This window comes from Halomonas sp. QHL1 (genome assembly GCF_001882345.1).
Lineage (GTDB): Bacteria > Pseudomonadota > Gammaproteobacteria > Pseudomonadales > Halomonadaceae > Vreelandella.
On record NZ_MINL01000001.1, the window covers coordinates 3,615,955 to 3,628,283 of the forward strand.

Genomic DNA, 12,329 nt, shown 5'->3' on the forward strand with positions numbered 1-12,329 from the left:
AATTTGGAGTACGCATGCTTATCAAACTGATTCCTGAAATTGGCCACTTTGCTCTTATTATCGCGCTGCTGATGGCGACGGTGCAGGCCGTAATGCCCCTGGCTGGTGCTGCCACCAGGCGCCCTCTGTGGATGGCCTACGGTCAGCCTATGGCGGTGGGGCAGTTTGTGTTTATTGCCATTGCCTACGCCTGTTTGACCGCCAGCTATATGCTGGACGACTTTAGTGTGGCGAACGTGGCCAACAACTCCAACTCGCTGCTGCCCTGGTATTACAAGTTCAGCGCGGTGTGGGGTAACCACGAAGGGTCGGTGCTGCTGTGGAGCTTTATGCTCGCGGGCTGGGGGTTTGCGGCCAGCCTATTCACCGGCAACCTACCGCGGGATATGGTCGCCCGGGTAATGGGCGTGATGGGCATGGTCTGCGTCGGCTTCTTACTGTTTATCTTGATGACATCGAACCCCTTCGAACGACTGCTGCCCGATATGCCCCAGGACGGCGCCGACCTTAACCCACTGCTGCAAGACTTCGGGTTGATCGTGCATCCGCCGATGCTCTACATGGGCTATGTGGGTTTTTCCGTGGTTTTTGCGTTTGCCATTGCGGCGCTGATGGGCGGGCGTTTAGACGCGGCCTGGACGCGCTGGGCAAGGCCTTGGACGAATCTGGCCTGGGCGTTTCTGACCGTAGGGATTGCGTTAGGTAGCTGGTGGGCTTATTACGAGCTTGGCTGGGGCGGCTGGTGGTTCTGGGATCCGGTCGAAAATGCTTCACTGCTGCCCTGGCTGACGGGAACCGCGCTGGTGCACTCGCTGGCGGTCACCGAGAAACGCGGCTCGTTTAAAAGCTGGACCGTGCTGCTGGCGATCTCGACCTTCTCGCTGTCGCTGATGGGCACTTTCCTGGTGCGCTCTGGGGTGCTGACCTCGGTGCATGCGTTTGCCAACGACCCGGCCCGCGGCTTCTTTATCCTGATGCTGCTGGCCATTACGGTAACGCTGTCGTTGCTGGTGTTTGCCCTACGCGCTCCGCGGGTGAGTCATAAAGTTGGTTTTAACTGGCTCTCCCGGGATGCGCTGCTGTTGGTCAATAATATCTTTCTGGTGATTATGACCGTCACCGTACTGCTGGGTACCGTCTATCCGCTGATTCTGGATTCTCTGGGGCTGGGGAAAATCAGCGTGGGCCCGCCTTACTTTAATGCCCTGTTTGTGCCGCTTACCGTGATGATGTGCATCTTTATGGGGTTAGGCTCGGTAACGCGCTGGAAAAGCATGGCGGCAAGGGATCTGACCCGTAAACTGTGGTTGGCAGGCGTTGCCGCGCTGGTGCTAGGCATATTAATGCCGCTGCTGTATCGCGGCGAGTGGAACCTGTTTGTCTCCCTGGGTATCGTCTCCGCACTCTGGATTGTGCTGCCGATGGTGCGCGATGTATTCGATAAAACCCGCCATGCCAGTTCGTTTGTAGCCGGTGTCCGCAAACTCTCCCTGGCTTACTGGGGCATGGTGCTGGGGCACGTAGGCGTTGCCGTTACCATTGTTGGTGTTGCGGTAGTCTCCAACTACAACATTGAGCGCAATGTACGCATGTCCCCGGGCACCACGGTCGAAGTAGCGGGCTATCAGTTCACCATGACCGAGCTAACCGAGCGTCGCGGGGCCAACTTCCTGGCGGACACTGCCATTCTGCAAGTGCAGCGCGGCGAATCGGGGAGCAGCTTTACCATGCGGCCCGAAAAGCGTCTCTATCTGGCCACCGGTATGCCGATGACCCAGGTGGCCCTACGCCCAGGGCTGTTCCGCGATCTCTATGTGGCCATGGGTGAAAACCTTGACGATGGCAGTTGGGCGATGAGGGTACAGTATAAGCCGTTCGTCCGCTGGCTCTGGCTAGGCGCACTGCTAATGGCGTTCGGCGGTTTATTGGCGGTGCTCGACAAGCGCTACCGCCGCACCGCAGCCACCCGTGAAGCGCCCAAAGTGGCCAGCCAAGGCGATGGTACTCAAAATAGCGCGCGGGAGGCCACGGCATGAAGCGACGGCTACTGCTCTTACTGCTGCCAGTGTGCTTTTTAGGTCTGGCGCTGTTCTTTTACCAAGGCCTCTCGTTGGATCCCTCCCAGCGCGATTCAGCGCTGATGGCGCGGGAGTTCCCGTCCTTTGAAGCCACCACGCTGCGTGATGTGAATCGGCAGGTCGACCAAACGCTGTTAGAGGGTGAAGTGACCCTGGTTAACGTTTGGGGCGAGTGGTGCCCCGCGTGTAAGCAGGAGATGCCGCAACTGCTGGAGCTGGCTGATAACGGCATTCGCATGGTCGGCGTCAACTACCGCGATACCCGCGAAAAAGGCATGCAGTTTCTCAGCGAATTTGGCGATCCGTTTGAAGTTAATATTTTTGATCCAGAAGGCGAGCTAGGTTTTGATCTCGGCGTTTACGGTGCTCCAGAAACCTTTCTAGTCGATGCTGACGGCGTCATTCGCTATCACCATAAAGGCTACGTATCACCGCAAGACGTGCGCGAGCGAATTCTGCCGGAGGTGGAAAAATGGCGCTAATGCGAACTATGGCAACGCTACTACTGCTGGTACTAGCGTTTGGCGCAGGGGCGGGTGGTATCGAACTGCGCGAATTTGACGACCCAGTCGTGGAGAAGCGCTATAACGATTTGACCGCCTCCATGCGCTGCCCGCTGTGTGAAAATCAGGCCATTGACGATTCCGATGCTCCCATTTCAGGAGACATGCGTGAGCGGGTTTATCAGCTGCTGCAAGATGGGCAGTCGGATATCGAAATTATCAACCATATGGTGCAGCGGTTTGGCGAATATATTCTCTACAACCCGCGTTTAGAGAGCCGTACTTACCTGCTTTGGGGCTTGCCCATCGCCCTGGTGTTGCTAGGCGTTATTGTGGTCGTACTTATGGTGCGCGCCCGCCGCAACGCCTCTGCTAAAGCGTTGAGCGCCGAAGAGCGCCAGCGTATAGACGCGCTGACTAACCGTAAGAGGTCTTCATGACGCTGCTCTGGATTGCAATTGCCGTTCTACTGCTCCCCGCGCTGTGGCTGCTGGTTTCGCCGCTAAGAAAGGCGCGTGCACTGCATGACCAGCAGCGTGATTTTGAAGCCAACGACACCTCCGCCGAGCAGAACGTGGCGATTTTCAAGCGCCGCTTGGCATCACTGGAAGCGGCGCGGGAGCGCGGCGATATTGATACCGCCCGCTTTGAGGAAGACCGCCTGGAGCTTGAGCGCAGCCTGCTGGAAGATACCGCTTTTCGCGAGCGTCGGCCGCTAAAGAGAGCCAATGCTGGTCGTATTGTTGTTCCAGTGATAATGCTGGCTGTGGTTGCTGTTAGCGTTATTTGGTACCAGCAAAAGGGCGCTGAGGGCGATCTGGTGCTGCTGGCCGTGCAGCAGGAAGTACAGAACGACCCTGAGGGATCGCTCACCATGTATATAGAACGCATGGAGGAGCAGGCCGAACGCCAGCCGGATAATCCCAATGTGTGGAGCGAGCTGTTTCCGCTCTACCGTGAAACCGGACAAATGTCCAAGGCCGTAGACGCCCTGGAGCGTCTGATCGAGATTGAAGGCCGCATTCCACCTCTGCTTGCTCAACTAGCGCAAATTCGTTTCTTTATGGCCGAGCGCGAGCTTACCGACGAAGTCCAGGCGTTGGTCGATGAGACGTTGGAGCAGGATCCCCGCCAGCCCACCGTGCTGGGCTTACTGGGCATTAATGCCTTTGACAGCGGCAATTACGAGCAGGCCATTGATCACTGGCGTCGGGCGATTGCTAATATCGAAGATCCCAATACCGTGTCTTCGCTGCGCGACGGTATCCGCGTGGCTCAGGAGCGCTTGGGCGTTGAACCTGAAGAAGTCGTCGCCGAGGGCACAGGCATTCGTGTAAGTGTCTCGCTGGATGAAGAGCTCGTCGGACGCGTAGATGGCGATGCCAGCGTCTTTATCACCGCCCGCGATATTGAGGGCGAGTTACCACCCCTGGCTGTGGTGCGTGCGCAGGTATCCGAGCTGCCCATGACCGTGACGCTAGATAACACTGCCGCGATGTCGCCCCAGGCGCAAATCTCCCAGGTACAGGAAGCCCGTTTAGTCGTGCGTGTTTCGCCCTCCGGCCAAGCAACGCCCCAGCCGGGGGATCTGTTCGGTGACCTTGAGAGCGTCAGCGTCGGGTCTATTGATGATGCGGAGGCGGTCGAAGTGGTGATTAACCGTGTCTTTGAATAATCGCAACGGGAACGCCGTCTAGGTATGCGCTTAACGTCGATTCGCTTAGTCGGGTTTAAGTCCTTTGTGGATCCCGTCACGGTGCCTTTCGATGGCAATATGACCGCCATCGTAGGCCCCAACGGCTGCGGTAAATCCAACATTATTGACGCCGTGCGCTGGGTGATGGGGGAGTCATCCGCCAAAACCCTGCGCGGCGAATCCATGGCCGACGTTATCTTTAACGGCTCCACCGGCCGTAAACCGATCAGCCAAGCGTCCATAGAACTCAAATTCGACAACCGCGACGGCGGCATGGGCGGCGTTTACGCCCAGTACGCGGAAATTGCCGTTAAGCGCTTAGTTACCCGCGATGGACAATCCAACTACTTCTTTAACGGCCAGAAGTGCCGTCGCCGCGATATCGCCGACCTGTTTATGGGTACCGGCCTGGGGCCGCGCTCCTACGCGATTATCGGCCAGGGCATGATTTCGCGGCTGATCGAAGCCCGCCCCGACGACCTGCGCTCGACGCTTGAAGAGGCCGCGGGTATCTCCAAGTACAAGGAGCGCCGCCGGGAAACCGAAAACCGCATGCGGCGAACCCAGGAGAACCTGGAGCGTCTGGACGATATTCGCGAAGAGCTGGATAAACAGCTCGAGCGTCTCAAGCGTCAGGCCGAAGCCGCCAAGCGCTACCAAGATCTGAAAGAGCAAGAGTACCGGCTCAAGGGCGAGCTGGCGCTGCTGCGGGGGCGCACCTTGCGTGCCGAGCAGTCGCATCAAGAGAGCCGTGTCCGCGAGTTGGAAATTGCGGTAGAAAAAGATGTCTTCGGCGTCCGCCAGTGTGAAACCCGCCTGGAACAGGCCCGGGAGCAGCACGACGAACTCTCTGAGGTGCTCGACCGCCACCAGCAGCAGTTCTTCGAAACCACCACGCGCATCGCACGTTTAGAGCAGGATCAGGCTCACCGACGCAGCCGTGAAACCCAGCTGGCCAGCGATATCGCCACGGCTCGGCGCGAGCTGGACGAACAGCGCCGCGTTAGCGAAGGCGATCATGAACGTTTAGCCGCGATTGACGAGCGCTTTGACGACCTGCTCCCCGAACACGAAGCGCTGGAGGAGCAGCTCGAAAGCCTGGAGCAGGCGTTAACCGACGCTTCGCCCGCGCTGGAAACCGCCGAGCAGCAGTGGGCCGATGCTGAAACCCGCTGGCGCGATGCCAGCCGCGATGCGGATCGCAGCCAAGATCAGTTGCGCGACCTTGAACAGCGTATCCAGCGCCTCCAGGCGGAAAATCAGCGCCGCCGTCAGCAGCGCAGAGAGGTGGCCGATCTCACTGTACTGCGCGAAGAGCACGCCGTGTGCCAGGCGCAGTTGACGGAAGCAGAGGAGCAGGCAGAAGGCTTTCAAACCCAGCGCGATCAATGGCAGCAGCGCTACGGCGATGCCAAAGCGGCCTACCAGCAGACCACGCAGGCGCGGGACAATCAGCGCGCTGAACTCAGTCAGTGCCAGGGTGAGTTGGCCTCACTTCAAGCATTGATTGACGCTGCCCTGGTGGATCACGATCCTGCTATTGGCACGACCTTAGAAAGGCATGGCTTGGCGGATGCCCCTCAACTGGGTGAAGTGCTGCAGGTCGAGCCCGGCTGGGAAACGCTGGTTTCCTGGCTGCTTGCACCCTGGCTCAATGCCCGCCTGGTGGATCGCCACCAGTTGGCCGCTCTACCTGAGGCCTTAGCCACGGAGTGGCGGTTGATTGATAAGACACCGCCAGCCGCTTCAATCTCTGGCCAACGATTAGACAGTTTGGTCAAAGGCGCCGGGGCGTTGGGCGAATGGTTAGCAAGCATTCACTATACGCAAACGGCAGAAGATGCGGAGGCGCAGGTCGCACACCTGGCGCCCGGTGAAAGCGTGGTAAGCCAGGATGGCGTTTGGCTGGGCCGCGGCTGGCTGAACCAGCAGGCCAACGGCGAAGGTATCGACGGGCTGCTATTAACGCGCCGCCGCTACGCCGAACTGACCGCCCAGCGCGAAAGTGAAGAAGAAGCGCTGGCGCTGGCCGAAGAGCAGTGTGAAGCAGCCAGTGAGAGTATTGAAACGCTGGAGCAGGCCCGTGAGCAGCAGGCCGAGCAGGAGCGTGCTCACGCCGCCACCCTGCAGCAGCTGGCGGTGAAAGAGCGCAGCCTGGCCCAGCGCTTGGAACATCTGGAGAGTCGCGCCACTGAACTCGACGAAGAGCTTGCCCAGTTGCAAGAGGATGAAGCGGAGTTAGCGCTCACCATCGACGAGCAGCGCGCCCGCTGGCATGTGGCGATGGAACAGCTTGAAAGTGCGGCGCAAACGCGGGAAGCCAGCGCCGAGCAGCGCAGTCGTCAGCGTGAAGCACGTGACCAGTTGACCCAGCAGCACGCCCCTCTCAAAGCGCAGCAACAGGCGTTGGCGCTGGAGCGCGAGCGCTTAAGTGCCGAGCGCGATAGCCTGCGCTCCCAGCAGGCGCGTTCAAGTGATTCTGAAGAGCGTCTCTCGCTGCGCATTGCCGAGCTGGAAGAGTCACGAGAAATGCTGATCGAGCCCGACGAGCTGGCCGGTGAAGAGCTTGAAGAACTGCTGCATCAGCGCGAGCAGCAGGAAGGGCGCTTAAACGCCACTCGTCAGCAGGCCCAGGCACTGGCAGAACAGCTGCGCAATGACGAACTTGCCCGCCAGCAGCACGAACGCAACCTGGAGCAGAGTCGCGAGCAGCTCCAACAGCGGCGTATGGACGTACAGGCGCTGGCGCTCAAAGCCGCTACTCAAGATGAGCAGCTAGCGGAGCTTGGCCATAACGTCGAAACCCTCGCCGAACAGTTGCCCGAGGAAGCGACCGAAACCCGTTGGCAGGAGCGCCTTGAAAGCACCACGGATAAAATTCGCCGCTTGGGGGCGATCAACCTCGCCGCCATTGAGGAGTACGACCAGCAGGCCGAGCGGCGAAATTATCTGGAGGCGCAGCACGCTGAACTGACCGAAGCGCTGGAAACCCTCGAAAGGGCGATTAAGCGTATTGACCAGGAAACCCGCGTGCGCTTCCGCGAGACCTTTGATCAAGTCAATGCCGGGTTACAGGCGCTATTCCCCCGTGTATTCGGCGGCGGTGCGGCATGGTTAACGCTAACCGGCGATGACCTGTTGGAAACCGGCGTGGCGATTATGGCCCGCCCGCCAGGTAAGAAGAACAGCACCATTCATCTGCTATCGGGCGGCGAGAAGGCGCTGACCGCGCTGTCGCTGGTATTTGCGATCTTTCAGCTCAATCCCGCGCCGTTTTGTATGCTGGATGAAGTGGATGCGCCGCTGGATGACGCCAACGTGGGCCGTTACGCCAGGTTAGTGAAAGAGATGTCTGAAAACGTTCAGTTTATCTATATCACTCACAACAAGATTGCCATGGAAGCCGCCGAGCGCTTGATGGGGGTTACCATGCAAGAGCCCGGCGTATCGCGGTTAGTCTCGGTGGGAATTGAAGAAGCGGCGGCGCTGGTTGATTAAGCGCCTTCGCCCTTAACCTTCACCCTTAACTTTCACCAAGTTCACGCATGACGGCATGAAGCTTCGATTTCGCCTCAAAGCCCACGCCGGGAATGTCCGGCAGCGCCACATAGCCATTTTCAACCTGGATACCGTCCGCAAAACCGCCAAATGGCTGGAAAACGTCTGGGTAGGATTCGTTGCCGCCTAGCTGTAACCCTGCGGCGATATTCAGCGACATCTGGTGGCCGCCATGGGGAACTACACGGCGCGATGACCAGCCCAGATCGTCCATTACTTTTAACGTGCGCATATACTCGACCAAACCATAGGAGAGCGCACAGTCAAACTGCAGATAGTCACGGTCGGCGCGCATTCCGCCATGGCGAAGCAAGTTTCTTGCATCCTGATGGGAGAACAGATTTTCGCCCGTGGCCATGGGTAGCTCATAGTGGTTGGCAAGTTCTGCTTGCAAAGCGTAGTCGAGCGGGTCGCCGGCCTCTTCATACCAGAATAAATTGTAAGGCTTCAGCGCTTCGGCATAGGCGATAGCCGTTTCCTGGTCAAAGCGACCATTGGCATCCACGGCTAAACGGCTGCCGTCACCAACGACTTTAATCACAGCTTCTATCCGGTGCAGGTCTTCATCTAACGGGGCCGCACCAATTTTCATTTTGACCACGTTATAGCCGCGGTCCAAATAGCTACGCATTTCATCTTGAAGCTTGCTGTGATCTTTACCGGGATAGTAGTAGCCACCCGCCGCATAGACCCAGACTTTATCGTCCGCCTGCCCGTTACGGTATCGATCGGCCAGCAGCCGGTAGAGTGGCTTGCCTTCGATTTTTGCCACAGCATCCCAAACGGCCATGTCGATTGTGCCTACCGCCACGGAGCGTTCGCCGTGGCCGCCGGGTTTTTCGTTGGTCATTAAGGTTTTCCAGATCGCAAAGGGATCAAGGTTGTTATGTTCTTGATCAATAAGGCTTTCGGGATCAGCTTCGTTAATACGGTCAAAAAAACGGTCGCGCATCAGCGCTCCCTGACCATAGCGGCCGTTAGAGTTAAACCCGTAACCGATCACAGGCTTACCGTCACGAACAACATCGGTGACCACAGCGACCACCGAACAAGTCATCTTGGAAAAGTCGATATAGGCATTGGCGATGGGGGACGCAATAGAAACGGTTTTCTCGCGAATTTCAACGATACGCATGGCGTGCTCCTTAGCAGTAGGTACCACTACATTAAGCGTGGTAATCCAGCGTCACCAATGCTATTACTTTGCCACCCCATGCTTAAACGGCATTGCTCATGGAACTTGTTTGGCTCGAAGACTTTATCGCTCTGGCAGAACACGGCAGTTTTGTGCGTGCAGCAGAAGCGCGTCACATCACCCAGCCGGCGTTTAGCCGCCGCATTCGCTCGCTCGAGCAGTGGATGGGCGTAACGCTGTTTGTACGCACGCCGCAAGGTACCAAGCTGACCGAAGCTGGCCGTCATATTCAAGCCAGGGCGTTTGAAGCGATTGGCCGACTTTATCGGCTGCGCGCGGAAGCGCGAGAGGTGGCAGGTAAAGCGGAAAAAACTCTCCAGTTTGCCGCTACTCATTCGCTCTCGTTTAACTTTTTTCCGCGTTGGATTCGCCACGTCGAGAACGGCGCGCCGATTGAAGCTATTCAGCTCCACTCAGACAGCATGCTCGGCTGCGAGAAGCTGTTAGTAAATGGTGAGGTGCCGTTCTTGCTCTGTCACCGTCACCCTGAGGTGCCTTCGCCGCTGACCCAGGAGCAGTTTATTAGTCAAAAAGTAGGGGGCGATACCCTTATAGTACTAGTGGCCAGCTCTCTACTGAATAGTAACTCGCCCAATCAGTTACCTTATTTGGCCTATACAGAAGCGTCGGGTCTTGGGCGTATTGTGGCGCACCGCTTATATGGCAGTAGAGAAGTTTTAGCGCTTAACGCTCAGTTTAGTAGCCACTTGGCAGCGGTGTTAATGTCGATGGCATTAGAGGGGAAAGGCGTAGCTTGGTTGCCAAAAAGCCTTGCAGAGCAAGAGATTAGCAATGGCCGTTTAGTGCGTGTGCTTGATTCCTGTTGGGATATTGACGTGCAAATACATCTTGTGCGGCCAATAGTTTCTTTAAGCGCAGCTGCCGAAAGCTTTTGGGCTCGCGTCTCGGATCAGAGTGCAGACGTTTAACAAGGAGCGATTAATGATAGGCTGAAGGCATAAAAAAATGTCCTATTGCGTACATCTTAACTATATTACCCCCTACTTATAGCGCGCTTGAGATGGTTAAACTGCTTATAGAGGGATGACGCTATGACGTGTCTCGGTTGTCAATATGGCTTTTCTTGCTTCTAGGAATCCTTTATAAAGCTATTTATAGTTGTTATATCTCATGATCGTGGCACTTTTGTTCCAAGTTAGGGTCAGACTTTTTCGGTTTAAAGAGTGGTGAAATTTTTGCCAAGGTGTGAAAAATGCGTTAAATGCAGCAAAAATTGGCCATTTTCATAGTAATCGCGCTATGCTTGGTCTCATTGAAAGCAGTTAATTATTCAATAGCCGTTACCCATATTCAGGCATGACTTTTAGACACCGTGCCTTAGCAACCGGCAAGACGACCATGGAACGTTCGACATGGAACTAAGAGAGTGGCTAATTATTTTAGGACTGGCGTTGGTATCGCTCATCGTTATTGACGGTGCGCGGAGGCTTCAACGTCAGCGTCGTGTACCCCGCCTGGATCAGGCGGAGAAAGATCTTTCTGGCAGTTCGCTAGATGATCCCGATGAGGCTGCTAAAGCCGCGGAGATCAATTGGGAACTTCCTAATGGCGGTGCTCGAGTTGTTAAGCCCGCTGACTATAGCGGCTTAGGCAATAAACCAAAATTAGAACGTCAAGAGCATCCTGGGCCCTCCAGGGTGCTTTCTGAGTTTAGGCGTTCAGTCTCTGCTAAAGCGGCCAAGCGCAAATCAGATAAGGCAAATAAAGAAGATAAAGCGGCATCAATTGCCAAACCATCGCCAAGCGTAGCGGTTAAGCCCGACTTAGAGGTCAAGAGTGCGCAGCCAGTTACTTCTGCCGCGGCTACTTCTACAAGCTATTTTACCAACAATGCGAATGCGCCGACTGAACATGAGCGCCGTGAGCCAAGTATCTCAATCGCCGACTCTCCGCAAACTGAGACCTCGCAGGTCACAGCAGCGCCTCAGCAGCCTGAAACATATACCGAGCAGCCAGCGTATTCTTCTGAGTTGCCCCGAGCATCGGTAGCTGAAACTGATGTTGAAACCACTCAGCCTGCTGCTTCTGATGCCATATCGCTTACTGCCAATGAAACAGTTGCCAGTGAAGCCGCTGCCAGTGAAAAAGATGGCGAAATGGCGGCACAGCCACGCACTCAGCAAGAACATACGCCAGAACGTGAGCCAGAACCGGTACTGCGGGCAGAGCCAGAAGACGCCGTATTTGCCAAACATGCCAATGAACACTCGCCGAAACGGCGTCAGTTACGTTCTGATACTGCGGGCGAATACGACGAGTTGGATGATGACGAAGTTGATGAGTATCGCTTAGTCGACTTTGAAGGCATGGGGCGCTCGCTGAAGCGTCGTTTGATCGCACGGCGTAAAGAGAAGCAGCGTAAAAAAGCTGAGAAGGCGGTGCGTGATAAAGCCTTGGCCAAGCAGAAGGCTGAGCGCAAAGCGCTAGAAGCAGAGCAACGGCGAGAAGCCAAAGAAGCCGCGGATGCTGAGCGTGCACGCATTGCTCAAGAGCAGGCCCAAGCTCGTGAAGAAGAAGCAGCGGCCCATGCGGCAGCCGCAGAAAGGCTTGCTGCTCAGCAGCGTGCTGCTGACGAAGAGTCGCGACGCTACGAAAGCACAGAGTATGCAGCTCACGAAGAGGGTTTTGAAGAAAGTTTCGAGGCTGACGCTTATGAAAGCGCAGCTGTCGACGAGCGTGGGGTGGATGAGCGAGTCCGTGTGCACCCAACGTTAGAAAAAGCCCTGCGCCACGATGTGAGCGGTGAACATGCCAAAGAAACGCTGACTAATGCCGAAGAAGTCGTGGTGATTAGCGTTCTCTCCAGGGACCCCGAAGGTTTCGATGGCACTAAGCTGCTTGATCTGATGATGGTATGCGGTTTGCGCTATAGCAGCGCGATGGGCGTTTTCCACCGCTTTGAAACCGAAAGTGACGATAGCGAGCTGCAGTTTTCGATGTTGAATGTGGTTAAGCCGGGTACTTTCCCCATCGAAGAGATGGGTGAGTTTATGACCCCCGGTATCACGCTGCTGATGCCGCTGCCTGGCGCCATCGATAGCGCCGCTGCCTTTGAGGCGATGGTAGAAACCGCTATGGTAGTGGTACGCCATATGGGCGGTGAGCTAAAAGATGAAAACCGCAGCGTGATGACCGCACAAACGATCGAATTTGCCCGTCAGCGGGTACGTGAGTTTGAGCGTCGCCACCGTTTGCATCGCCAACTGCAAGCACGCTAATCGTCGCCCACTAACCGTCGAAGCGGCACTTGCTGAAACACCCGCCTTCTTGCCAGAAGG

The 12,329-nt window shown here is 56.5% G+C and carries 8 protein-coding genes; 7 read left to right on the forward strand and 1 reads right to left on the reverse strand.

Going from position 1 to position 12,329, the window contains the following annotated elements:
• Positions 1 to 14 precede the first annotated feature (14 nt).
• Genes QHL1GM_RS16585 through smc form a run of 5 tightly spaced genes read left to right on the forward strand, consistent with a single transcriptional unit; the run spans position 15 to position 7,775 of the window.
• Entirely contained in the window at positions 15 to 2,036 is a 2,022-nt protein-coding gene (locus QHL1GM_RS16585; protein ID WP_071695455.1) for a heme lyase CcmF/NrfE family subunit, read from the forward strand.
• Entirely contained in the window at positions 2,033 to 2,560 is a 528-nt protein-coding gene (locus tag QHL1GM_RS16590) for a DsbE family thiol:disulfide interchange protein (RefSeq protein WP_071695456.1), read from the forward strand. Before QHL1GM_RS16585 ends, QHL1GM_RS16590 begins: the two co-directional genes overlap by 4 nt.
• Positions 2,551 to 3,021 (forward strand): cytochrome c-type biogenesis protein, encoded by a 471-nt coding sequence (locus QHL1GM_RS16595; protein WP_071695457.1) that lies wholly within the window; start codon positions 2,551 to 2,553, stop codon positions 3,019 to 3,021. The genes QHL1GM_RS16590 and QHL1GM_RS16595 overlap by 10 nt, the downstream gene beginning before the upstream one ends.
• Positions 3,018 to 4,256 (forward strand): c-type cytochrome biogenesis protein CcmI, encoded by a 1,239-nt coding sequence (ccmI, locus tag QHL1GM_RS16600; protein WP_071695458.1) that lies wholly within the window; start codon positions 3,018 to 3,020, stop codon positions 4,254 to 4,256. Before QHL1GM_RS16595 ends, ccmI begins: the two co-directional genes overlap by 4 nt.
• 24 nt (positions 4,257 to 4,280) lie before the next feature.
• Positions 4,281 to 7,775, forward strand: a complete 3,495-nt coding sequence (smc, locus tag QHL1GM_RS16605; RefSeq protein ID WP_071695459.1) for a chromosome segregation protein SMC — start codon at positions 4,281 to 4,283, stop codon at positions 7,773 to 7,775.
• 25 nt (positions 7,776 to 7,800) lie between these two features.
• Here smc and QHL1GM_RS16610 read toward each other — a convergent pair whose 3' ends face one another.
• Positions 7,801 to 8,970, reverse strand: a complete 1,170-nt coding sequence (locus QHL1GM_RS16610; protein WP_071695460.1) for a mandelate racemase/muconate lactonizing enzyme family protein — start codon at positions 8,968 to 8,970, stop codon at positions 7,801 to 7,803.
• A gap of 98 nt (positions 8,971 to 9,068) precedes the next feature.
• Here QHL1GM_RS16610 and QHL1GM_RS16615 point away from each other — a divergent pair, with 98 nt between their 5' ends.
• Together QHL1GM_RS16615 and zipA are read left to right on the forward strand one after the other, a co-directional pair.
• Positions 9,069 to 9,959 carry a LysR family transcriptional regulator gene (locus QHL1GM_RS16615; RefSeq protein WP_071695461.1) on the forward strand — a complete coding sequence of 297 codons (891 nt, stop codon included), beginning with the start codon at positions 9,069 to 9,071 and terminating at the stop codon, positions 9,957 to 9,959.
• 444 nt (positions 9,960 to 10,403) lie between these two features.
• The gene (gene zipA / locus QHL1GM_RS16620; protein ID WP_071695462.1) at positions 10,404 to 12,269 is read left to right on the forward strand and encodes a cell division protein ZipA; all 1,866 of its coding nucleotides are present in this window, start codon (positions 10,404 to 10,406) and stop codon (positions 12,267 to 12,269) included.
• Positions 12,270 to 12,329 lie beyond the last annotated feature (60 nt).

Coding starts and splice junctions, on each gene's coding strand:
- QHL1GM_RS16585 (WP_071695455.1), top strand. CDS start 15: ATGCTTATCAAACTGATTCCTGAAATTGGCCACTTTGCTCTTATTATC.
- QHL1GM_RS16590 (WP_071695456.1), top strand. CDS start 2,033: ATGAAGCGACGGCTACTGCTCTTACTGCTGCCAGTGTGCTTTTTAGGT.
- QHL1GM_RS16595 (WP_071695457.1), top strand. CDS start 2,551: ATGGCGCTAATGCGAACTATGGCAACGCTACTACTGCTGGTACTAGCG.
- ccmI (WP_071695458.1), top strand. CDS start 3,018: ATGACGCTGCTCTGGATTGCAATTGCCGTTCTACTGCTCCCCGCGCTG.
- smc (WP_071695459.1), top strand. CDS start 4,281: ATGCGCTTAACGTCGATTCGCTTAGTCGGGTTTAAGTCCTTTGTGGAT.
- QHL1GM_RS16610 (WP_071695460.1), bottom strand. CDS start 8,970: ATGCGTATCGTTGAAATTCGCGAGAAAACCGTTTCTATTGCGTCCCCC.
- QHL1GM_RS16615 (WP_071695461.1), top strand. CDS start 9,069: ATGGAACTTGTTTGGCTCGAAGACTTTATCGCTCTGGCAGAACACGGC.
- zipA (WP_071695462.1), top strand. CDS start 10,404: ATGGAACTAAGAGAGTGGCTAATTATTTTAGGACTGGCGTTGGTATCG.